A 22,850-nucleotide genomic window follows, 5' to 3' on the forward strand; every position below is an offset into this window, starting at 1 on the left:
TTCCCCGTCCCCTCTCCTTCTAGGAGAGGGATGCCCTCAGGCTTGCGGGTGGAATAAAGCGTCTAGGGCGATCGCTTGGGCGGCAGGCATTTGGCCGTAGGTAAAGACATAGGGTACATCAGCAGGAAGGTGAGGAATAAATTTCTCCACCGCATAAGGACTGCCATAGATCACCAGCGCTTGAAGTTGATCTGTTTTTAGCAAAAATTGAAACCAATCTTGCGCCGTCTGGGTGAGTCCTGCGCTACCGCGAAACGGGTTGCCGCGAATAAATAGTTGTAGCAGAGTTGCTTGGGGAGTTGTGGGTTGAGGCTCAAAGGCGATCGCTGGAGTATGACTATCTACCAATTGCAAGTGATAACCTTTGTTCTGGGGTAGGGCGATCGCAGGAGTATATCGCCCTAAGAAGTCACAAGCTAAGGCATCGTCCACCACCACGACATTACGTAAAGTTTGGCCCTCGCTCGGTTGACTCAGACGCGACTCTTTAGGCAGGTGCATCTGCATGGAGTCCTGGAGGATGCCATTGACGGTGGTGATCGCCTCTGGTGGCGAGAGTTGCTCTAACTGAATTGGCGGTGGCGGTAAATTTTCCCAAGCGTGGGTGATGTCAGCGCTTTCGGGCATAGGAGAGCAGACTTTGAACTTGGCCCGCCAAATCCGTTCTACCGACGCTTGAATGCGTTCTGGCGTAATCCGACCTGTTTCTACTGCTTCACATACCGCTTTGATGGCACCTGCAGGGTCAAGCGGCATCAGCAAAATGTCCGCGCCTGCTTCTACTGCTAGAACTGGAGCTTCGTTCACGCCATAACGGTTGGCGATCGCGCCCATGACTAAGGCATCGGTGACGATCAAGCCTTCATAACCTAAGTTTTGCCGCAGTTCTTGAGTCAGAATCCGGTGAGAAAGGGTCGCCGGAAACTGGACATCCCAAGCAGGGATTTGCAGGTGAGCGCTCATTACCGCATCGACACCTACGGCGATCGCACTCTTGAAAGGAGGCAGTTCAATCTCAGCAAAACGTTTTTCAGAATGCGTAAGAACGGGCAAATCCAGGTGCGAATCTGTAGCAGTGTCGCCATGGCCTGGAAAATGTTTAGCAGCTGTTAGAACGGGATGCTGTTGAGCACCTTGAATAAACGCCGTTGCCAGCTTCGATACCGTTTCTGGCGTTTCCCCAAATGCCCGGACGTTGATCACTGGGTTATTAGGATTGTTATTGACATCCACAGTTGGAGCCAACACCCAGTTAAGGCCGATCGCTAGCGCTTCTTGAGCCGTGTAAGCTCCCATCGCCTTGGCATAGTGCAAAGCTTGGGCTAAATTAGTTTGGGCGATCGCGTTGAGGGCCATCGGGGGCGGAAACCACGTAGCACCGGAAAAGCGCTGCCCTACCCCTTCCTCAATATCAGCGGCAATTAGGAGGGGAATTTGCGCCCAGTCCTGGAGTTGTTGCGATCGCAGGGCAATTTCGGCGGCACTCCCGCCTAACAAAATCACGCCACCTACACCCAGATCTTGCACCCAGTGTTGCAATGTGGCAGCGGGAGGCTCCCAAACGGGATACTGAATTTGATGGTCAAACAAATATCCTGAGGCTCGGACAACAACCATCTGAGCCACTTGCTCAGCCAGGGATAAGCTCTCCCAGTTGGGCAATGGAGAAGTCACGCTAGATCCGACCAAAGATTTTAATCCTCATCTTCATCTTCAGCTCCAACCAAATCTTGCTCCCAATCGTCTGCGTCTTGGCCAACTCCATCGGCTGCATCATCAGGCTTACGGTCTTGACTCAACTGGTTAATCAGAGAGAGAACTCGTGTGCCGCGCTCAATGGAGCGATCTTCAACAAAAATCACTTCTGGGGTGCGACGGAGCCTAACCCGCTGTCCTAATTCGCTACGAACATAGCCTGTCGCTGACTTCAGCCCCGCCATTGTCTCCTCTCTCGCTTCATCGCTGCCATAAATGCTGACGAAGACTTTGGCATGCTGCAAATCGCCCGATACGTCTACGTCGGTGACGCTGACCATGCCCGTACCCACTCGGTCATCTTTAATGCCAGAGAGGAGCATTTGGCTGACTTCTCGTTTAATTAATTCTGAAACGCGAGAGACGCGACGACTAGTAGCCATAACAAACCTGCTCTTTAACTCGAAAGCGAGACGTACATTTTACTGCGTCCGTACTCAGAACATGAGCCTCATGTCAGGGCAGATGTTCGGTACAGACTTCTAATTTAGGCAGGGGTTGAGCAGTCAACCTCTCTCCAGAGAAATGAAGTGCTTAAGCGGGGCTTAGTCCTAGCATGGCCCGGAGCGTCAGACTGAGAAAGACCAAGCCTGCGACGAAGATGCCTGTCAAGGCGATCGCGGTGGTGGGCTTCTTAAAAAGAGGGATTAAAGGTCTGACAGCATTTAGGAAGACTCCCAAACCAATACTGATGAAGTAGGTGGGGTAGCGAGATACGTTAACCAAAAAGTCTCTCATGGCTTTGATCTAGTAGCGGGTTTCAAAGTTGAAGCTTGCCCAGGTGCTGAGTCCGACTTTTATTTTAATGCCATAAGTAGTTTCTCTAGGGCTGAAGTGGCAAGCTGCAAGATTTCTCTACAACGTCTAGAACGTTTAGGTTAGGGTTTTACCATCAGACCGCAGACAATCCAGCGGGAAGGTCATACACTAGGTATAAAAACTTAAGCAGCATGGATGATTTAGATACACGGGAATGGCTGCTAACGAATGGATTAGGTAGCTTTGCCAGTGGAACCGTTTGTGATGCTCATACTCGCACCTATCATGGTTGGCTATTTGCCGCCCTCGATCCGCCTAGCCAACGCACGCTCCTCCTTTCTCACATTGAAGCAAGTTTGGAGATTGCGGGACAGGTCTTTGCCTTAGGCACACATTTTTGGTTAAACGATGCCATTGCTCCTCAGGGCTTTAGACTTTTGCAATCTTTTACGGTGGACCCCGTTCCAACTTGGGTTTGGGGAGACTTTCCTGGACAACTCACCCGCCGATTGATCTTGCCCTATGGATGGGTAAGCGATCGCGACTCCACGTCATCTCTTGCCCAGGGCAATCCGTCATCTTGCTTTAGACACCAAACTTTGATCCAATACAGCTATGCAGGCAGTGAGGTAGCAACACTAAGATTGCGGCCTTTGATTGGCGATCGCGATTTTCACCACCAACAACGAGCCGAACCGGAAGTCCGTTTTTCCCAAATTGTGGGGCAGCAACAACTGCTGTTGCAAGCGATTCGTCCTGGTATTGTGGGCACACCGTGGCATCTACGCTGGACACAAGGCAACTATGAACCCGATGGCCTCTGGTACTGGAACTACCACTACCCAGCAGAAACTCAACGCGGACTAGCTGACTACGAAGACCTCTACAGCCCTGGGTATTTGACTGCGGTTCTGCAACCCGGTGAGCAGTTAACCCTAGAGGCTAGCGTCGGCTGGCCGGAAGTAGAGCTGCCTTTGCTCAATCACTCTTTGTTCACAACAGCCATTCAAGCCGAGCAACAGCGACTGGCCCACGACTTTGCTGCGGTTCTACCTGCGTCTCCCCAAGCTTTAACCTCCACTCCCCCAGAAAAACCGCCTGAGCCTAAACCTAGCGATGTGAGCCATTTGTGGCATCAATTACTCAGGGCAGGCGACCAATTTTTGGTGTATCGCGCTTCGATTACAGGCCCAACTGTAATTGCTGGATATCCCTGGTTTAACGATTGGGGACGGGACACGCTGATTGCCCTACCAGGCTTAGCCTTGGCAACGCAACGTTTTGACTTAGCCAAAGGCTTATTGCAAACTTTTGGGCACTATTGCCACTTGGGTCTGATTCCGAACGCCTTTCCCGACGTGGGGGTGCAGCCTTCCTACAACAGCATTGATGCTGCTTTGTGGTGGATTGAAATTCTTGGTCTCTATCTGGAAGCAACCGCAGACTGGGAATTCTTGGCGCAACAATACCCAGTGGTGCAAAAAATCTACAAAGCTTTTATTGCAGGTACACTCTACAACATCCGGGTGGATGCCGCGGATGGCCTCGTCACCTGGGATGCTCCCGGCGTGGCTCTCACCTGGATGGATGCGGTAGTTGAGGGTAAGCCGATTACGCCTCGGCGGGGCAAGCCGATAGAAATCAATGCTTTGTGGTACTCAGCTCTGCGCTGGGCGAGCCAGTGGGCTGAACGCTTAGATAAAGAGGCTGTTACTAATCCTGAGACGTTGGTTAACCAAGCTCGACGCTACCGCCAACATGCCGATCAGGTCCAAGCGTCGCTGCAGCAGTTTTGGAATCGCGAGCAGCAATACTTTTACGACACCATTGAACCGGACGATCGCCCAGACCCCAAAATCCGTCCCAATGCAGTTCTGGCGTTGTCTCTGCACCACTGCGGCTTCCCAGCAGAACAAGCCCGTCAAGTGTTGCAAGTGGCTCGCGATCGCCTACTCACTCCCTATGGCTTACGCAGCCTTGACCCCGCTGATCCTGACTACGTGGGGTACTATCTGGGTCAACCAGGAGGTGTGGCACCCCAACCGATTCGTGATTGTGCTTACCATCAAGGCACCGTTTGGAGCTGGTTAATTGGTCCTTTTGTGCGAGCTTGGGAACGCTTCTTCGACACCCAGGACAGCGAACCCTTACCTTTTGACTGGCAACCATTGCTTGATCACCTGCAACAACAAGCTTGCCTCGGTTCGATTTCCGAAATTTTTGATGGCGATGCCCCTCACAATCCCCAAGGGGCGATCGCCCAAGCTTGGTCAGTCGCAGAAGTGATCCGCCACTGGCCAGGTCGAGAATAGCTACGCTGTTTTAGCGATCGCTGCTGGAACTTGGGACTTGAGGTAGGCCAGAAATTGGCTCAATTCGTTGTTAGTCAGCTTCGAGCGAGTCTCCTTACCTGCAAACTGCTGCTTGAGATAGTTACGGCCCTGAAGCTCAGTCCAGCCCAAACGCTTCATCTCGTGAGTAGTTTCCTGCATCAACCGCTCGCGACCCACCGGACCCTCTGCGATCGGCGTAGGCTCCCCACTCCAACCGTTCTCCAAAGCAAACTTAGCGGCTCTGCCATCGCCTTTTCCCTGCATGTAGCGGATAAAAGATTCCTTGCCTTGCCGCCCCTTTTGCTCATCGAGGTAAGCACACAGGCCAAACTGCTCGGCTGCATCTTTGAAGGCGTTACGAAAAGCGCGCACAGGTGGTGTCCCAATGATTTTGGCTTTACCGCGATCGTTCATCTCTGGAAAGGTTTTGTCGTCGCCAATGCCAGTGCGCGTGACCCCACAGATAGTAAGTTCGCAGCGAATCACGGTATAGTCGCCTGTCGTAATCGGGTCGCTATACTGACTACTCCATTCACCAGGGCAGACCGCATTGAGCCGTTGCGTAATAATTTGGTGCGGCACAAAGAACCAACGCCCGCCTCCGGGCAAGTCTCGCTCTTTGTGCTCTTCTGGCAGAAACCACGCTTGCAGTTGCGGCAGAATTTCTTCGAGTTTCATAGGTCGTTGGGTGCAATAACTAGATGCCTGAAGTCAGGCGGGAACTTGAATCAAAATCTCTACCTTCTATTGTCTCCAATAGAACGGGCGATCGCCTAGGGGAAATCACGACTCGGTGAGGATGAGCCGGAACCCATCAGAAACTTGGCTAAACTAAGCTTAGAGTTGCCACCGCTGCCATGACTTATGCACCTAACTTGGGCACGCCAGAAGATGCACTAGAGGATGTTATATTTCCCCCCAGTGACTTGCTGAGTGATGAGCCACCCTTGGAAAGCTATTTGCATTTGCAACAACTCCTGCTGCTGTTAAAGTGCCTGGATTGGTGCTGGCACCAGGGAGGACTAACAGCCCGCGACGATTATTTTGCGGCAGGCAATCTCACCATTTATTACAGCCCTCGCCAGCGCAAGTCTGAGCAATTCCGGGGGCCAGATTTCTTTGTCGTCCTTGGCACAGAGCGGAAGCCTCGGAAAAGTTGGGTGGTTTGGGAAGAAGACGGCAAATATCCCAACATCATCGTGGAGCTGCTATCGCCCTCTACTGCTGATACCGACCGAGGGTTGAAAAAGCAAATTTATCAAGATATTTTTCGGACTCCAGACTATTTCTGGTTCGACCCGGAACGCCTGGAATTTGCTGGATTTCACCTGGTAGATGGTCGCTATGAACCCTTAGAACCCAATCCTCAAGGTCTGCTCTGGAGTCAGCAATTACAGCTATTTTTGGGCATTCATAAAGCTCAGTTGCGCTTCTTTACGGCTGAAGGCCAGCTAGTACCCACGCCAGAAGAATCGGCGGAGGCAGAACGACAGCGAGCTGGACATGCGTGGCAACAGGTTGAACAAGAACGCCAACGGGCTGAACAAGAACAGCAAAGAGCCGATCGCCTGGCTGCGAAGTTACGAGAATTAGGCGTAGATCCTTCAGAAATTTAGCAGAGCGATCGCCCAAGCATGAGCTAACTTGAGACTAAAGCATTCCAGGAGGAAATTCATGGTTGCTGAAGTTCGAGAGTTTGATGCCAAGAATTTTGTCAAAGTACGGGCCTCTCTGGATGCGAGGGAACAAAGCTGGTTAACTTGGGCAGGCTCAATTTATGCCTTCATTCCCGGAGAGAAACGGCAACGCCTATTCAAAATGGTGGGTATGAGCGTCAGCCGCTGTATCCCAGCAGAGCAGGAAGGAGTCTGGGATTTTGTCTCGCGAGAGCTAACCTACTACCTTGACCCCAACACCAACGAGATTTTGCATCAATGGCACAATCCTTGGACGGGTGAGACATTGCCTGTAATGCATGTCGCTAACAACCCGGTGCAAGGTTACTTTCAAGGTCAGTTTCCAGCCCAAGTGGATGGTGAAATTGCCACCTTCGTATTTGATTTGTTCCCAACTTATCCCAACCCTCTAGCGGGAGACGATCGGTTTCGGGAGTACAGCCCTCAAGCTATCTATCAAGCGGCGGAACTGTTCAAACTTACGGTGCCTTTGGCAGAGCTGCTCAATCCTGAACTCAATTCGGTTTCTCAATTGCACCTCGGTTGGGATCGCATTGGGCCTTGGCTACCCTGGATGAAGATGGGCGATCGCCCTGGTCAGCTCATTTACAGTGCTTACGGTAGCAAGGTAGGTGGCTTGGCTGAGTTGCCACCACAGCTACAGTCAGAGATCAACACTAGAGTTCCCGCTTACCAATCAGCTCCTCAATCTCCGCAAGATGAGTCAGATGTTACTTCTTGGCTCTACTTCAAACAGCACTTTGCCGACTATTTAGCAGGAGCCACCTTCCCAATTTCAGAGTGAGGTCGTCATGAAGCAAGTGATTCGCCGCATTGGTTTATGGCTGGTACTCTCCCTCTTCTTCGCCTCTGTTGTCCATGCCGCTCCACTAGATACTGCGCTTGACCAAGGAAGGGTAACAGAGGCAGTCCCTCTGATTGAACAAACTTGGGAAAAGCAATACGAAGATTACTTTCGCGTCAATTTTCCAGACCCAACTATTACGGCGGCAGATGTAGCCAAAACCCTGAGTCAACTAGCAACGCAAACAGGCCAAAAGCCAGCTCTGATCTATGTTGTGCCCAGAGCCAAACAACTAGAACTGGTACTCATTAGCCCTGGTCAACCCCCAGTGCAAAAACGCGTTGCAGCGGCTCCTGCTTCGGTGTTGTTGCCTAAGGTCAAGCAGTTTAGCCTAGCGATCGCCGACCCTCGCCTTAAGCCTAGTAATCAATATTTGCCAGCCGCACAGCAACTCTATGAATGGATGCTCTCGCCGTTAGAAGCAGAGTTGGCTGCTCAAAAAATCGACACGTTGATCTTTTGCTTAGGGGTAGGGCTGCGTACATTACCCTTGTCAGCGCTACATGATGGGCAGCAGTTTCTAGTCGAGAAGTACAGTCTGTCTCGGATTCCTGCTTTTACTTTGACGGATACTCTCTACAGCGATATTCGTAGGGCACCTGTTTTAGCGATGGGCGCTTCTAGCTTTAAGGAATATATCCCTTTGCCAAGCGTTCCCGTAGAGTTATTCTTGGTGGCTCGGAATACTAAATCTCGGCAATTTTTTCTCAATCAAGACTTCACTCTGGCGAATTTGCAGCGCCAACGCACCAGTCAAGCTTTCAAAATTATTCATTTGGCGACTCACGCTGACTTTCAACCAGGATCTCCTCGCCATTCCTATATCCAGTTGTGGGATGACAAGTTGCAGCTGAACGAAATGCAGCAGTTGCAGTGGCAAAAGCCTCCGGTGGATTTGTTGGTGCTGAGTGCCTGTAAAACAGCGATTGGCGATCGCAATGCTGAGCTGGGGTTTGCGGGTTTGGCGGTGCAGGCGGGGGTGAAGTCAGCGATCGCGAGTTTGTGGTATGTCAGCGATAGGGGGACTTTAAGCTTGATGAGCGAGTTTTATCGCCAACTACAAACGGCTCCAATTAAGGCGGAGGCTTTGCGACAGGTGCAAATTTCGCTATTGCGGAAGCAGGTGCGGATTGAGAACGGGCAGTTGCGGAGTTCTAGGGGACCGTTTTCGCTGCCTCCAGAACTGGCAGGGCAGAATGAGGATCTCTCGCATCCTTACTATTGGGCGGCGTTTACGGTGGTGGGGAGTCCTTGGTAGGTTGGGGGTGTTTGGGGTATAGCGAAGTCTGTTGAATCCGAGCCTTTGGGGGCACTCGCCCCCAAACCCCCGCTGAGGGACGGTTGCGTCCCCCAGACCCCCTCCAAACGAAGCTGATGTTTAGGGGTTTCGAGTTTGGGGTCGTTACTTTTTAGCGTCTGATTCCTCACCCTTCACTCTTTCTTTTTCATCCTTCCTACTTCATCCTTCATCCCTCATCCTTCCCCACCCACTAATGTCCAAAAGTAACCATCGGGAGCAGTAAAGGAGAAACTGGGTTCGTTGAATTCGTTGGGGATGATGGCCGTGAGTTGGGTTGCTGGGCTGGTTTGGATGCGATCGCACATTGCTTGAAGTCCTTGGACGCGGTAGGTGTAAAGGGACATGCCGAGGCTTCCGGGTTGGGCCTGGGTGTGGCGATCGCGGAGTGGGATGGATTCGGGGAAGCGGATGATATAGAGTCTACCGGAGCGGGCGGCTTGCAGGTCTGTGGTGGAGGAGCGGGGTTCGTCGAAGGCGGTGACGAGGAAGTGTTCTCCGGGTTCTAGGTCAAAGATTTGGCGTCCGGCGGGTGAGCTTTCGTAGCTGGTTTCGACGTCGTCGCGGACTCGCAGTAAGCCCAGCACGTCTTCGTAAAATTTGAGGCTGGTTTTGCTGTCGTCTTGAATCACCAGTCCCATGTGAGTGAACTGGCTGGTTTTGAAGCGGGCATGTTCGTGGATGGTGCCGTAGTGGGGCAGGCTGTAGCCGAATCGCTGAAACAAGACTTGGCGGGCCAGAGGTTGCAGGAGCAGCATTTCGCGCACGCCGATCGCATCGCTGGTAAAAGGCTGACTTTTGCGATCTTTGTTATAAATGACTTCCCAGTGCGGCTGGATGTAGCGGATGGGCCATCCCGCAGCAGCAGCTTCTTCGGCATGGTTCCACAGAGTGAGAGCATCAGCGGTCATAGTGGTGGCCCAACGGTTGCCTTTCACTTTCATGGAATCTAAACCTAAGCCTTCGTTGGTAGGGTGCTCCCAAACCATGAGGCGAATCAAGCCATGATCGGCATTTTGGTGGTACAGCCGCAGCGATCGCACTGCTGAATTCACGCCATACAATTGCAGAGCTGTTTCTGACGGCAACTCGCCAATTTGCCCAATCCGATAGCCAAATTGCTCCCAGTACTGAAGCGGTGCTAGTGGGTCTAGTACACCGATACAAACTTCGTAGATGCCTGCAACAATTTTGGGTTGGCTGGAAATCATCGAAAATGCCACCAACGAAATTGAAGTGTATAGGCAGCATATTCTAATCTAGCCTGCTAGATTGACAATGCCCGTTATCTCATCCACGCCACAAGTGGCTTTATGGTAAAAAAACTGTTTTCGCTTGGTCTATTAGTCTTTATCCCTATTTCCATTGCGGCAGAACAACTGCACTGGGGATCACTGGCTGTGTTTATCACCTCAGCGATCGCGATCGTTCCGTTGGCAATTTGGTTGAGTACAGCCACCGAGGAAGTCGCTGTCATTACTGGCCCCTCCATTGGTGGGTTATTAAACGCCGTTTTTGGCAACGCCACCGAGTTGATTATTGCCTTGGTTGCACTCCGGGCAGGCCTGATTGATATTGTGAAAGCCAGCATCACAGGAACCATCATCAGTAACCTACTTTTGGTGATGGGCCTATCGATGTTTTTGGGTGGTTTGCGCTACAAAGAGCAAGACTTTCAACCGATTGTGGCGCGGGTAAATGGTTCCTCCATGACCCTGGCAGTGACCGCACTCGTCTTACCTGCGGTCGTACTCTACACCTCGGATGGCGTTGAACCAAAGGCGATGACCAACCTTTCCCTTACCGTCGCCGCAGTTCTGATCATCGTTTACGGCTTAACTTTGTTGTTTTCTCTTAAAACCCATAGTTATCTCTATGAGGTCGGGCTATCAGATTTAGAAGAATCAACGGCTGCCCAAACTTCGCACTCCGAGACAACTACGCACAAACCCAGCCTACCGCTCTGGATTGGAGTCCTGATCATAGCCACGTTGGGAGTCGCCTTCGAGTCAGAGTTGTTTGTCGGCGTCGTCGAGGAAGCTACCGCAGGCTTAGGACTGACACCCCTCTTTACTGGCGTTATTCTGTTGCCCCTAGTAGGTGGTGCCGCAGAATATGTGACCGCCGTTCGCGTCGCCATCAAAAACAACATGGACCTGTCCGTCTCCGTTGCGATGGGGTCCAGCCTGCTAGTCGCCCTGCTAGTCGCCCCCATCCTAGTCTTAGTCGGTCAGTTCATTGGTCAACCGATGGATCTCAGCTTCAACCCCTTTGAAATCGTCGCCGTCGCGATCGCCGTCGTCGTCGCCAACCTAATCAGCCTAGACGGACGCTCTAACTGGCTAGAAGGCGCATTACTCCTAGCAACCTACACCGTGTTAGGGGCAGCTTTTTACTTCCATCCAGCGTAGAGGGAAAGGATGCAGGAGGGAGGATGAGAGATGAAAAGTGAAGACAGAGAGAAAGGATAAGGAGCCAGAAGTTAGAAACTAAGAAGTAACAACCCCAAGTATCGAAGCACTCACACTTAGATTCGTTTGGAGGGGGTCTGGGGGACGCAACCGTCCCTCAGCGGGGGTTTGGGGGCGAGTGCCCCCAAGGCTCGGATTTAACTAAATTGATAAACTAGCGATCGCCCGCTCCACCGCTTGTAAAGCCTGAGCCACCTCCGCCTCACTCACAATCAATGGTGGCACCCACCGCAACACCTTCGGCCCCGCCGGAACCAACAACAAACCCTCAGCCATTGCCGCCTTCACAATATCCCCAGCCGTTAAGCTAACCTCTGGCTGCAACACCAAACCATTAATCAGACCCCAACCGCGCACCTCAGCGAGCAAGGTGGGATAACGCTGAGCGATCGCCTCTAACCCAGCCCGCAATTGCTCTCCCCTGGCTTGAACATTCGCCAGCAAGTTTTCCTGCTCCAGCGTGTGGCAGACACTCAAAGCCACGCCACAGACAAACGGATTGCCACCGAAAGTGCTGGCATGGTCGCCTGCCTCAAAGACATCGCAGAAAGACTTGCACAGCAGCGCCCCAATTGGAATGCCGCCACCCAAACCCTTGGCAGACGTAAAGACATCCGGCTTAATCCCCAGGTTCTCGTAGCCCCAGAGCTTGCCAGAGCGGCCCATGCCGACTTGCACTTCATCCAGCATCAACAAAATACCTGTTTGGTCGCAAATTTCGCGAATCCGCTGGAAGTAAGCCACATCCCCCGGATTTACGCCCCCTTCGCCCTGCAACGGCTCCAGTAGAATTGCCGCCACTCGCCGCTCTTGGCTGTCTAACTCCGCGATCGCCGCTTCTAGCGCTGCCAAGTCGTTGTAGGGCACATAGTGGAACCCTGGCACCAGCGGATTAAAGTTCTTCTGGTACTTAGGCTGGCCTGTGGCCGTAATCGCTGCTAAGGTGCGTCCGTGGAAACTGGCATGGGCGGTGATGATCACCGGATCGCTAATATTCAGAACCGTGTGAGCATACTTACGAGCTAGCTTGATCGCTCCTTCATTTGCTTCCGCGCCAGAGTTACAGAAAAAGGCGCGATCGGCACAAGAATGCTCCACCAGCCACTTCGCCAGTTCACCTTGCTGCGGAATGTAGTAGAGATTGGAGACGTGATGTAGCGTTTGGATTTGCTGCGTTACAGCGGCCACCAAAGCGGGGTGAGCATGACCCAAAGTACAGGTGGCGATCCCCGCCACAAAGTCTAGGTACTCTCGGCCTTCTGTGTCCCAAACGCGGCAACCCAATCCTCGCTCCAGCGCCAAGGGAAAACGCCCGTAGGTGGTCATGACATATTCATCAAACTCAGCTGCATTAAAAGGAGCAGCTGCTGGCTCTACAGGAAGATGTGGGACTAGCGTTTCTGGGCTCACAGACTTAATCCTTGTACGAGTACTAAACTGCGAAGAACTGGTCAAACTCCTAGATTAATCGAATTTTGCGAAAACCTGTGCAGCTTCCAGGCAGAGTTTATTCAAGGTTTCTTAACGACTAAACTTTGGACTGAACTATAGGGCAACTTCAGCTTGCTCAATCAATCTTGTCGTTTGCAACTACCTCTTTCCTAAGCCATGCACTTGAGCCAACTGACTGGATTTTCTGGAAACATATCTTTATTGCTGATCACTTCCAATCAAGGGCAAGTTGCAGCCTTAGTTCCCACGCTGATTATTCTGTTGCTCGTCGCCACGGTCGTTGCCTTGTTGTCGCGACGATTTCGGATTCCCTATGTGACTGGGTTGGTGTTGGCAGGACTGGCGATCGCCGAATTTTTGCCCAATCGCATCGGCCTGGATTCTTCCCTGATTCTGAATTTGTTTCTGCCAATTCTGTTGTTTGAAGCGGCGATCAACACCGATATCAGTCGTTTGCGGAGTCTGATAAAGCCGATTGTATTGTTGGCAGGACCGGGTGTGGTGATCGCATCGGGGATCACAGCCATCATCCTGAAATTTGGTTTAGAACTCGCCTGGATTCCAGCCCTCCTGCTTGGCGTGATTCTAGCGATCACCGATACGGTTTCGGTCATTGCTGTGTTTAAGGAAGTTCCAGTTCCAGCACGGCTTTCCACCATTGTCGAAGGAGAGAGCTTATTCAACGACGGTATCGCTCTCGTTCTATTCAGCTTGATTTTGAAGGTTTATGAAACGGGCTCCGTCACTGTAGGCGAAAGTATTCAAGAACTAATCGTGGTGATTGTGGGGGGTTCTCTAGTCGGGGCGGCTTTAGGATACTTAAGCACTGAGTTATTTGTGCGCTCAGATGACCCACTCAGCAGTATTCTGCTCACTGTGGCCGTGGCGCTCGGAGCCTTTCAGCTTTCCCAGTTGATTGCCGTATCTGGGGTGGTAGCGGTGGTCGTGGCGGGGTTAATTCTCGGCAACTTGGGCTTGTCGCGGGGGGTGTCTGCATCTAGCCGGATCACGCTGTTGAGTTTCTGGGACTACGCGGGATTCGGGGTCAATACCTTTATCTTTTTGCTGATTGGCTTAGAAATTGATTTACCCGTGCTGTGGCGGACGCTGCCTGCGGTGTTGCTAGGAGTCTTGGCCTACCAAGTCGGGCGATCGCTCTGTGTGTATCCCTTGCTGGCAGTCGTGGGTTGGTTCGATCGTGCTGTGCCGTTGCGCTGGCAACATGTGCTATTTCTCGGCAATATCAAAGGGTCGTTGTCGATGGCCTTAGCGCTCAGCTTGCCAGCCAGCTTACCCGGACGTGGCGAATTAATTGTGTTGGTGTTTGGGGCAGTGTTGCTGTCGTTGGTGGTGCAAGGGCTGGGCTTACCTTGGGTAGTTCGGCAGTTGCAACTGTCTCAAATCTCCGATGCAGGCCAACAGGTGGAAGAGTTACAGGCGCAGCTAATTGCTGCCAAAGCGGCTCAAGACGAACTGGATGGTTTACTCAAAACTGGCGTGTTGCCCCGCTCTATCTTTGAAGAAATGCGCTCTGGCTATCAGGTGCGCGTGGTATCGGCGGAAAAGACTCTACGAGACTTGTTCAACCGCCGCATTGATACTGCCAATGTGGGCAATGGAGCGGCAGAGACCTTTGGCGATCGCATTAAGCTCGATGCCATCCGCAGACGCTTACTTTTAGTAGAGAAAGGCGCGCTCAATGATGCCCTGCGGAAACGGGTTTTGTCTGAAGTGATCGTGCGATCGCGTTTGCGCCAGATTGATGAGCAATTATTAAAGCTAGAAGACGATTAAAGCTAGTATTCAATTTCTGATTTCTCAACTTCTAGAACAGAATAAGTAGCAGCGATCGCCGAACCGCGAAGTTCAATTTGCCAGGAAGTTTTATCTAAGTTTTTGCTTGAGGTGGTTCTACCTTAACTTTTTGAGGGCCGAGTCAATGCCTGACCTCATTCGCCCTCAATAGCGACCACCCCTAGCAAATAACTACTTATTTCTGCACCTTAGAAGGCTCTTGACTACTAGGTGGAGTTGGCAAAATGGATTTCACCTGACCATCAGAAGGCTGAGATAATTTAGCACCTGTTTGATAAGGAATGGCAAATTCGGGTTTCATAAGTAATAAGGGTGTTTGTTATTAGATATTTCAGGTTTCATGTTAGTAGTTTGAGCCCTTAGATTTTCTCTATCTCAAGCATTGTGATGCAAGGCTAACTCCATATAGGAGTTCCACCTCATGACATATCTCCTTCAAAAGGCTTTTGTATCAAGTGCAGCCCTGCACAAAATCAATTACCTCATGCAAGGTTCCTGGCTTAGTGACAATCAAAATGGTTGATCCGGGTTCTAACACGGTGCTGCCGTTGGGGATTTTCAGCGAGGTTTGCGGGTGGGTTTGATAGCCAATGATCAAAGATCCGGTTGGAAAGCGTTGATCTTGCGCCACTTCTGCCACACTGCGCCCGACCACATGACATTGGTTGGGAATTGCTAGCTTCAACACTTCAATCTGGCCTTGCTCAAAGTGCATGATCGATTCCACCTCTGGATATTCGATCGCATTCACCATCGTCGATACCGCTAGCTCGATCGCATTGATCACATGCGTCGCTCCAGCAATGCGGTAGGGTTCACCAAAGTCTCGATGCCGCATCCGCACCATGATTTGCGGCACCCCGTAATGCTTACCTAAAGTAGCCATTGCTAAATTTAGGGCATCATCCCGTAAGACCGCAGCCAAAGCATCGGCTTTGCGAATTCCCGCTTCCAGCAAAACTTCTGTGCTGACAGCACTGCCTTCAAAAGCCATGACTCCCACTTGCTCGCGGGCGTAGCGGCAGGCCACTGGGTCAATATCTATCACCGCCACCGTATGTCCTAAATCCACCAATCTCTGGGCCAAGTTAAGCCCGATTAACCCTGCTCCCCCAATCAGTACGTACATTGCTTTCCCTTGATGAAGGCCCCTTGCTTTACTTTACAAGTTGTCACCAACTCGCGGCTGTACCACGAGTCACCTGTCCTAGAGAGAGGAGCTCGCAACGTTTTTGCACCACACCCCTCGATCGCGGTTATTCTGCAAACAGAGACCCTTTAGCGTTGCTATGTGAATCCCGATAACCTCTTTAACTCTCAAGCCACCATTGAGCAAAGATATCGACGCATTAAAGCTGAATTGATCGGCGGCGCGATCGCTCTCATGGGAGTGTTTCTGATTGGCACGGTTTGGTATTGCTGGGTTGAGGGGTGGCGCTGGCTGGATGCCGCCTACATGACCGTGATCACCCTAGCGACCGTTGGCTTTATGGAAGTCCATGAGCTGGGCGATCGCGGACGGTTATTTACTATCATCTTGATTTTGATGGGAGTGGTGGCGATCGGCTATATCGTCAATCGGTTCACAGAAGCGTTGATTCAAGGGTACTTTCAAGCAGGACTGCGGTTACAGCAGCGACGGCGCATCATGGAATCACTGACACAACACTATATTCTCTGTGGGTTTGGGCGAACGGGTCGTCAGATTGCTTTAGAGTTTAAGGCCGAGGGCATCCCCTTTATTGCCATTGATTCTGATCTGGCGGAGGTGCACGAAGCGCAGGAGCTAGGCTATGTGGCCATTCAAGGCGATGCCACGCTCGACGAGGTACTAACTGGGGTGGGGATTGAGCGAGCCGTTTGTTTGGTAGCAGCTTTGCCTTCCGATGCCGAGAATCTCTACACCGTGCTTTCGGCCAAAACTCTGAATCCGCAAGTCCGGGCGATCGCCAGAGCCAGCACCGAAGAAGCCCTCAAAAAGCTACAACGAGGGGGTGCAGATGCCGTCGTATCGCCTTATATCACGGGCGGTAAACGCATGGCCGCCGCTGCCCTCAGACCTCAGGTGATGGATTTTGTCGATGGTATTTTGACTGGGACAGACCGAGCCTTCTACATGGAGGAGTGCTTGCTGGAGCCAGGCACTTGCCCCTATGTCGGCCAAACTCTACGGGAAGCTCGCCTACGATCGCAAACCGGAGCCTTAGTGCTAGCAATTCGTCGGGCTGACGGTAGCTTGATTGCCGGTCCCACTGCCGACACCACCTTGATGACCGGAGATGTGCTCATTTCTATGGGAACCGCCGAGCAACTGCGCGAACTCAATCAAGTTCTGGGTCCGATTCGCCACCGCGTGCCCCGCCTCCCCAAGCACACCTAAGGTGCGGTTAAAGCATGACCACATTGAGCACAAAAGCGATCGCTGAGGCTAACGGCTTTGCCACACTGCGAGCAGAAGCGCTGGGCTGATTCGGTGGAGGAAGGTGCGGGAGCGGGAGCAGGAGTTAAAGGAGTTGAAGTGACGGGAGGGGTGCCAATCTGCATTTGCATATTGCCCATTCGCATCTGCATGAGTTCTAGCTGCATTTGCATATCTCCCATCTGCATGGGTGGCATAGACGGCAGCGGCGACATCGGTGGCAGGGGTGATAGGGGAGCGATCGGCAGCATGGGTGGCATAGATGATGCCGCAGCAGCACCAGTATTGGTTCCAGCCACTGGTTGGAGCGGTAAAGTTTCTGCCCCTGTCAAGCTGGGTGGCGCAGTCAACAGATTGAGCCTGCCCCCTGCCAGTTGCACAAAGAATTGACCTTGAGCCGATTCAATCCGCAAGATCCAGCCAGCCGGAGTTCGGAATAAGGTGGGCGGCACCACCCAATGACCTGTGGTGAGGCTAGTCCACTGACTCTGCTGCTGACTCGTACTGGCGCTGGTCAAGGCGATCGCAGTTTGGGTTCCTACGTTCTCGACCTGGAGTTGCTCGGTACTGCTGAGATTGCCAATGTAAGCCATAGAAAGATTAAGCATGGCGATCGCGTTCACTAGCAAGTTAACGTGGAAGTTCGGAGAACGGGTATTAAGATTCCCTAGAAAAGTTTCGGGCAGGTTTCAGGAACAGCGGCGAGTGATAGAAATTGTTATTTGACTCTAAAGCGTTCTAAAGAAGATTCCGTATCAGTGGCTACAGTATCGAACTCTCTCAGCCTCTATCAAGGATGAATGACTCCAGCAAGGTGGGTGGTTTGCCGTGCGATTTGATCACTATGATCCAGAGGGTTTTTATGACGAGTTGTTTATTGCCAAAAGTAAGCCCCGTCCGGAAGCCACCCTCTTAATCGAGCGGTTTAATTCTTTCTCTGCTAGTGAAATCAAACGTCGCCAGCAATCTGCCCAGATCGCCTTGATGAAGTTGGGCGTAACGTTCAATGTGTATAGCGATGGTCAGGGCACCGAGCGCATCATGCCCTTTGATATTATTCCCCGCATTGTCTCGGCGCAGGAATGGAAAGAACTAGAACAAGGCTTAAAGCAACGCATCTACGCCCTGAACTTGTTTCTGCATGACATCTATAACGAGCAAAAAATTCTGCGGGATAGCGTGATTCCGGCAGAGCTGATTTATTCGGCCACCGGATTTCTCAAGCCTTGCCTGGGATTAAACCCGCCGGGAGGGATTTGGTGCCACATCACCGGGACTGATTTGGTGCGCGATCGCGATGGTCGCTGGTATGTGCTGGAAGACAACCTCCGCTGTCCTTCTGGCGTGTCCTATGTGTTAGAAAATCGCCGGGTCATGAAGAGTACCTTCCCGCAACTCTTCAACACCATGCCGATTCAACCCGTAGAAGACTACTCCAGTCACCTGCTAGAAACTCTGCTGAATCTAGCACCAGAGCATCTGAGCGATCCTACCGTGGTGGTGCTGAGCCCTGGTATCTATAACTCAGCCTACTTTGAGCATTCCTTTCTGGCCCAGCAGATGGGTGTGCAACTGGTGGAAGGGCGCGATCTCGTGGTGGCGGATGGCTATCTGCAAATGCGGACCACCAAAGGGTTGCAGCGCGTGGATGTAATCTACCGCCGCATTGATGATGATTTTATCGACCCGCTTGCCTTTCGCTCCGATTCGATGCTCGGTGTTCCAGGCTTGATGGACGTGTATCGCGCCGGACGAGTCGCCCTCGCCAATGCGTTAGGAACTGGGATCGCTGACGACAAAGTGATTTACGCCTATGTGCCACAAATCATTCGCTACTACTTAGGTGAAGAGCCAATGCTCGCCAACGTCCCGACTTATCTGTGCTGGGAACCCCAACAGCAAAGCCATGTTTTGGCTAACCTAGACAAACTAGTGGTCAAAGCAGCGAACGAGTCGGGGGGATATGGCATGTTGATTGGTTCCCAAGCCTCGGCAGCAGAGCGGGAAGCCTTTGCCGAGAAAATTAAGGCTAACCCCCGCAATTACATCGCTCAGCCCACCCTTTGTCTCTCCCGAGTGCCTACCTTGATGGAAGAGCAAATCGAAGGCTGCCACGTCGATCTGCGCCCCTACATTCTCTACGGCAAAAACATCTATGTCAGTCCTGGCGGTTTAACCAGAGTGGCGCTCAGAAAAGGCTCCCTCGTCGTCAACTCCTCTCAGGGCGGCGGTAGCAAAGATACTTGGGTGGTCTGCAAGTAAGGAGATAAAAGAGATGCTCAGTCGAGTCGCAGATTCAATTTATTGGCTGAATCGCTATGTGGAACGAGCCGAAAATGTCGCTCGTTTTATTGAAGTGAATCTGAATTTATTGCTAGATTCCCCCCCTGGAGTTACCCAGCAATGGGAACCGCTGATCCTCACGACGGGCGATTTGCCCTTATTTCAACAGCGCTATGGTGAGGCGACCGCAGAGAATGTAATGCGGTTTCTCACCTTCGATCGCCACTATCCTAATTCCATCCTCTCTTGTCTGTCAGCAGCGCGAGAGAATGCCCGTTCCGTGCGAGAAGTGATTTCCTCCGAGATGTGGCAACAGCTCAATGCCTTCTACTTTATGGTGAAAGAGGCGGCTGAGACTGATTCGCTGCCAGAGTGGCAGGACTTCTTTACTGAGGTAAAAATGTCTAGTCACTTATTCGCAGGCATCATGGATGCCACGATGACCCACGGCGAAGGTTGGCACTTTGGTCAGATTGGTCGATTGCTAGAAAGAGCCGACAAAACAGCGCGGATTCTGGATGTGAAGTACTTCATCTTGCTCCCCTCCGCCAAAGATGTGGGGACCACCTTGGATGAGTTGCAATGGATGGCGTTGCTCAGGTCAGCGAGCGCTTATGAAATGTATCGTAAGCGGCAGCGGCACCGAATTAACCCCACTGCCGTAGCAGAGTTTCTGATTCTCGATCGCGAATTTCCCCGCTCGATTCAGTTTTGCATCCTACAAGCTGAGCGATCGCTGCATCGCATCACAGGCACCCCAACCGGAACCTGGAGCAATCCGACTGAGCGGGCAGTGGGACGGTTACGATCTGAACTCGGCTACCTGACGATTGACGACATCATTGAAGCAGGGTTACATGAGTTTTTAGATAAAATTCAGCGACAACTGAATGACATTGGCGAAAAAGTCTTTTCTACCTTTGTCGCCGTCAATCCGGTATAAGCATTGGCCCCTCACTCCTCCTGACTTTCCTTGCATTACCAAATCGCCCACACCACTACCTACAGCTACAGTCAGCCTGTGACGCTGGCTCCGCACTTGGTCAGGCTGCGTCCCCGCTGTGATGCCAGCCAATCGTTGCAGTCCTTCTCGCTGGTGGTTGATCCCAAACCACTGGGCATCTCGCAGATTACCGATTTAGATGGCAATGCGGTGGTTAAGCTCTGGTTCCAGCAAGAGTTGACCGATCGCTTGCAGATTCAAGTGTTGTCGCAAGTCGAAACCCTCCGCAGCAACCCCTTCGACTATTTGATGGAGGCTTGGGCGCTGAAGTTGCCGATTGATTATCCTGCCTCCCTCCATACACAGCTCAAACCCTACCTAAGCGGGCAAACACTGCATTACTCCACCAGCCTTGATCCCGTCGCTGTGAAATTGGCACAGGAAATTCACCAAGCCACTGGAGGAGATGCGATCGCGTTTCTCTCCGAGCTGAGTCAACGCATTCACCAAACCTGTAAACATACGATTCGGGAATTTGGCGAACCCCTAGCACCAGGGATCACCTGGGCGCAACGCTTAGGCTCCTGCCGCGATTTGACCGTGTTGTTTATGGAAGCTTGCCGAGCGATGGGGTTGGCGGCACGGTTTGTCAGCGGCTATGAAGCGGGCGATCGCCAAGCTACCGAGAGACATCTCCATGCTTGGGCAGAGGTTTATCTCCCTGGAGCAGGCTGGCGCGGCTATGATCCCACCCAAGGTCTAGCGGTGGCGGATCATCACATTGCTTTAGTTGCCAGTGCCCCTCCAGCTTACGCAGCTCCCATTTCTGGGACATTGAATCGAGCGGGTGCAGTGCAATCTAGCCTGAAATACCACTTATCGATTCAAGCCCGCACAGACTTTGGGCTATCCCAATTTGCCACGAACACTTAATCGCTTCTAATCAATGGGGATATCTTCGTTTGAGTCTTGGAGGGCGTGCTCCCACTCAATCTCTGGCATACATTCAAAGGCTTGACGCAAACAGGCTTCCCAATGTCTGCGAATTTGAGCTAAGTAAGGTGCGCCAATCCGGAGCCGCAGTTCATGCTTGATCCGGAAGCTATCGATTTCATACATGACCAAGCTGATCGGCGGCCCCACCGAGATATTGGATTTCATGGTGGAGTCAATCGACAGCAAGGCACATTTAGCGGCTGCTTCTAGAGGCGTCTCAAAAGTTAAGGTGCGATCGAGAATCGGCTTGCCATACTTAGTTTCGCCAATTTGCAAAAATGGGGTGTCTTTAGTGGCATGGATGCAGTTGCCCTGACTGTAAATCATATACAGCTCTGGCTCTTGCCCTTTGATCTGACCCCCGAGAATCACGGTACAGGTGGCATCAATGCCATCTTGCTGCAACCAAGAGCGGTCTTGCTCCTGAATTTGGCGCAGCTTTTCGCCGATGTAACGGGCAATCTCGTAGAAGTTGGGCAAGGTATGGAGATTCACTGCCGCCCCACATTGGAGGTCTTGCCGCAGCAGGGTCAAAGCGCCTTGCGTCACCGACAGATTGCCTGAGGTGCAAAGCAGCAGAATCCGCTCTCCGGGCTGAGATAAATCAAACAGCTTTTGATAAGTAGAGATGTAGTCAACGCCAGCATTGGTGCGCGAGTCCGCAGCCATGACCAAACCAAATTTAGTCAGGATTCCCAGACAGTAAGTCACGGTGGGTTCGGGGATGAAGAATTTCCCTTGATTGTAGAGCCAGAGCCGTTCTGGGAAAACTTTTTTTAAGATGAACGATCGCCTTAAAAGATTGGAACAAGCGATCGCCCGACTAGTTGAGCTTCAAAATCATGCAGGATAGCCAATGATTGTCAAAGAATTGGATGCTTTTGTCTCCCAAAATAAGTTTGCTAAGGCAGGGCGTACAGCCGAGGAGCAAATGGCATTCTACCTACGCCGCGCCTTTAGCGATGAGCAAAAGCTTTATGTGTTCAATGATTTGCGTCTGGAGCAAGGCGATGATGCGGCTCAAATTGACCATTTGATCCTGCACCGACATGGAGTCGTAATTATTGAAAGTAAAAGTGTTTCAGAGCAAGTTGAAGTGAATCAACACAGTGAATGGATTCGTTGGTTCAACGGCAGTCCTCAAGGAATGCCATCTCCCATTCAGCAAGCTCGTAGACAAGCAGACTTTCTGAAGAAATACCTGAATGACCATGCAGATAGACTACGAGGAAAAATTTTAGGGTTACAAACTTACTTTGGTGGCATGGGCCTAGATGTTCTCGTTGCAATTTCTGACTCTGGCATGATCAAGCGCCCTGAAGGAATGACTTTAGAAGAGATCGCTAAGGCTGATCAAGTTGTAGAGCGAGTACAGGCAATCGTTGAAAAATATCGAAAAGCCAACAGCCTGTTTAGCCTCAATCTTAAAGATGCAGGCTACTGGTTCAATGACGAAGAACTGTCTAAGATAGTTGACTTCTTAGTTCAGCACCATCGGCCTTTAGTTCAACCCATTTCTGAACCACTTTTAGTAGAAACGCCAAAGCTCAAAATTTCTCAGCTTGCTTCGCCCGCTCAGGCAGCTACCTCCATACCAAAACCTCGTTTATCGCCACAACCTAAAGAGGTCGTGGCTTCTCAAGCTCAAAGCTGCCAACATTGCCACAGTTCCAGCTTGTCGGTCGAGTAGGGCAAATATGGCTACTACTTAAAATGCTCTGAATGTAGCGGCAATAACTCAATTAAGGCGGTTTGCCCTGCTTGCAATGTCAAAGCGAAAATTCGC

General features: G+C 51.7%; 21 protein-coding genes. 11 read left to right on the top strand and 10 right to left on the bottom strand.

What is annotated here, in order from left to right; genetic code table 11:
* Positions 1-36: 36 nt before the first annotated feature.
* The 3 genes from NDA01_RS13185 to NDA01_RS13195 form a co-directional block, all read right to left on the bottom strand.
* Positions 37-1,674, bottom strand: a complete 1,638-nt coding sequence (locus NDA01_RS13185; protein ID WP_348228290.1) for a glycoside hydrolase family 3 protein — start codon at positions 1,672-1,674, stop codon at positions 37-39.
* A gap of 20 nt (positions 1,675-1,694) precedes the next feature.
* Positions 1,695-2,138 carry a 30S ribosome-binding factor RbfA gene (gene rbfA, locus NDA01_RS13190; RefSeq protein WP_348228291.1) on the bottom strand — a complete coding sequence of 148 codons (444 nt, stop codon included), beginning with the start codon at positions 2,136-2,138 and terminating at the stop codon, positions 1,695-1,697.
* A 151-nt stretch (positions 2,139-2,289) separates the two neighbouring features.
* On the bottom strand, positions 2,290-2,493 hold the full coding sequence (locus NDA01_RS13195; RefSeq protein ID WP_190434895.1) for a DUF751 family protein: 204 nt from the start codon (positions 2,491-2,493) through the stop codon (positions 2,290-2,292).
* A 212-nt stretch (positions 2,494-2,705) separates the two neighbouring features.
* Here NDA01_RS13195 and NDA01_RS13200 point away from each other — a divergent pair, with 212 nt between their 5' ends.
* Positions 2,706-4,826 carry an amylo-alpha-1,6-glucosidase gene (locus NDA01_RS13200; protein WP_348228292.1) on the top strand — a complete coding sequence of 707 codons (2,121 nt, stop codon included), beginning with the start codon at positions 2,706-2,708 and terminating at the stop codon, positions 4,824-4,826.
* Here NDA01_RS13200 and NDA01_RS13205 read toward each other — a convergent pair whose 3' ends face one another.
* Positions 4,827-5,525, bottom strand: a complete 699-nt coding sequence (locus NDA01_RS13205) for an RAD52 family DNA repair protein (protein ID WP_190434903.1) — start codon at positions 5,523-5,525, stop codon at positions 4,827-4,829.
* 179 nt (positions 5,526-5,704) lie between these two features.
* Between NDA01_RS13205 and NDA01_RS13210 the strand changes: the two genes are divergently transcribed.
* The 3 genes from NDA01_RS13210 to NDA01_RS13220 are packed head-to-tail and all read left to right on the top strand — an operon-like array spanning position 5,705 to position 8,646.
* Positions 5,705-6,463, top strand: coding sequence for a Uma2 family endonuclease (locus tag NDA01_RS13210; protein WP_348228293.1), 759 nt, complete (start codon positions 5,705-5,707; stop codon positions 6,461-6,463).
* 58 nt (positions 6,464-6,521) lie between these two features.
* Positions 6,522-7,328, top strand: a complete 807-nt coding sequence (locus NDA01_RS13215; RefSeq protein WP_348228294.1) for a DUF1838 domain-containing protein — start codon at positions 6,522-6,524, stop codon at positions 7,326-7,328.
* A gap of 7 nt (positions 7,329-7,335) precedes the next feature.
* Positions 7,336-8,646 carry a CHAT domain-containing protein gene (locus NDA01_RS13220; RefSeq protein ID WP_348228295.1) on the top strand — a complete coding sequence of 437 codons (1,311 nt, stop codon included), beginning with the start codon at positions 7,336-7,338 and terminating at the stop codon, positions 8,644-8,646.
* A gap of 215 nt (positions 8,647-8,861) precedes the next feature.
* On the opposite strand, the gene NDA01_RS13225 is transcribed toward NDA01_RS13220, so the two are convergent.
* Positions 8,862-9,896 carry a VOC family protein gene (locus tag NDA01_RS13225; RefSeq protein ID WP_348228296.1) on the bottom strand — a complete coding sequence of 345 codons (1,035 nt, stop codon included), beginning with the start codon at positions 9,894-9,896 and terminating at the stop codon, positions 8,862-8,864.
* A gap of 102 nt (positions 9,897-9,998) precedes the next feature.
* Here NDA01_RS13225 and cax point away from each other — a divergent pair, with 102 nt between their 5' ends.
* Positions 9,999-11,096, top strand: coding sequence for a calcium/proton exchanger (cax, locus tag NDA01_RS13230; protein WP_348228297.1), 1,098 nt, complete (start codon positions 9,999-10,001; stop codon positions 11,094-11,096).
* Positions 11,097-11,297: 201 nt separating this feature from the next.
* Here the strand turns inward: cax and NDA01_RS13235 are convergent, their stop codons facing one another.
* Positions 11,298-12,566 carry an aspartate aminotransferase family protein gene (locus NDA01_RS13235; RefSeq protein WP_348228298.1) on the bottom strand — a complete coding sequence of 423 codons (1,269 nt, stop codon included), beginning with the start codon at positions 12,564-12,566 and terminating at the stop codon, positions 11,298-11,300.
* 198 nt (positions 12,567-12,764) lie between these two features.
* Here NDA01_RS13235 and NDA01_RS13240 point away from each other — a divergent pair, with 198 nt between their 5' ends.
* On the top strand, positions 12,765-14,402 hold the full coding sequence (locus NDA01_RS13240) for a cation:proton antiporter (RefSeq protein ID WP_190435114.1): 1,638 nt from the start codon (positions 12,765-12,767) through the stop codon (positions 14,400-14,402).
* 196 nt (positions 14,403-14,598) lie between these two features.
* Here NDA01_RS13240 and NDA01_RS13245 read toward each other — a convergent pair whose 3' ends face one another.
* Together NDA01_RS13245 and NDA01_RS13250 are read right to left on the bottom strand one after the other, a co-directional pair.
* Positions 14,599-14,724 carry a hypothetical protein gene (locus NDA01_RS13245; RefSeq protein ID WP_255525014.1) on the bottom strand — a complete coding sequence of 42 codons (126 nt, stop codon included), beginning with the start codon at positions 14,722-14,724 and terminating at the stop codon, positions 14,599-14,601.
* Positions 14,725-14,874: 150 nt separating this feature from the next.
* Positions 14,875-15,552, bottom strand: coding sequence for a potassium channel family protein (locus NDA01_RS13250; RefSeq protein ID WP_190434922.1), 678 nt, complete (start codon positions 15,550-15,552; stop codon positions 14,875-14,877).
* Between the two features lie 162 nt (positions 15,553-15,714).
* On the opposite strand from NDA01_RS13250, the gene NDA01_RS13255 reads away from it, so the two are divergent.
* Positions 15,715-16,803, top strand: coding sequence for a potassium channel family protein (locus NDA01_RS13255; protein WP_348228299.1), 1,089 nt, complete (start codon positions 15,715-15,717; stop codon positions 16,801-16,803).
* On the opposite strand, the gene NDA01_RS13260 is transcribed toward NDA01_RS13255, so the two are convergent.
* Positions 16,800-17,450 (bottom strand): zinc ribbon domain-containing protein, encoded by a 651-nt coding sequence (locus NDA01_RS13260; protein WP_348228300.1) that lies wholly within the window; start codon positions 17,448-17,450, stop codon positions 16,800-16,802. The two genes, NDA01_RS13255 and NDA01_RS13260, sit on opposite strands and share 4 nt — an antisense overlap.
* A gap of 220 nt (positions 17,451-17,670) precedes the next feature.
* On the opposite strand from NDA01_RS13260, the gene NDA01_RS13265 reads away from it, so the two are divergent.
* Genes NDA01_RS13265 through NDA01_RS13275 form a run of 3 tightly spaced genes read left to right on the top strand, consistent with a single transcriptional unit; the run spans position 17,671 to position 21,001 of the window.
* Complete coding sequence (locus NDA01_RS13265) at positions 17,671-19,104, top strand: circularly permuted type 2 ATP-grasp protein (RefSeq protein WP_190559941.1); 1,434 nt, start codon at positions 17,671-17,673, stop codon at positions 19,102-19,104.
* Positions 19,105-19,117: 13 nt separating this feature from the next.
* Positions 19,118-20,068: an alpha-E domain-containing protein gene (locus NDA01_RS13270; protein WP_190434935.1), complete on the top strand. Its 951-nt coding sequence runs from the start codon at positions 19,118-19,120 to the stop codon at positions 20,066-20,068.
* Between the two features lie 30 nt (positions 20,069-20,098).
* On the top strand, positions 20,099-21,001 hold the full coding sequence (locus NDA01_RS13275; protein ID WP_348228301.1) for a transglutaminase family protein: 903 nt from the start codon (positions 20,099-20,101) through the stop codon (positions 20,999-21,001).
* A gap of 6 nt (positions 21,002-21,007) precedes the next feature.
* Here the strand turns inward: NDA01_RS13275 and NDA01_RS13280 are convergent, their stop codons facing one another.
* On the bottom strand, positions 21,008-21,775 hold the full coding sequence (locus NDA01_RS13280) for a proteasome-type protease (RefSeq protein ID WP_348228302.1): 768 nt from the start codon (positions 21,773-21,775) through the stop codon (positions 21,008-21,010).
* Between the two features lie 145 nt (positions 21,776-21,920).
* On the opposite strand from NDA01_RS13280, the gene NDA01_RS13285 reads away from it, so the two are divergent.
* On the top strand, positions 21,921-22,754 hold the full coding sequence (locus NDA01_RS13285; RefSeq protein ID WP_348228303.1) for a nuclease-related domain-containing protein: 834 nt from the start codon (positions 21,921-21,923) through the stop codon (positions 22,752-22,754).
* Positions 22,755-22,850: the final 96 nt, after the last annotated feature.

The organism is Trichocoleus desertorum AS-A10 (assembly GCF_039962155.1).
Classification (GTDB): domain Bacteria; phylum Cyanobacteriota; class Cyanobacteriia; order FACHB-46; family FACHB-46; genus Trichocoleus.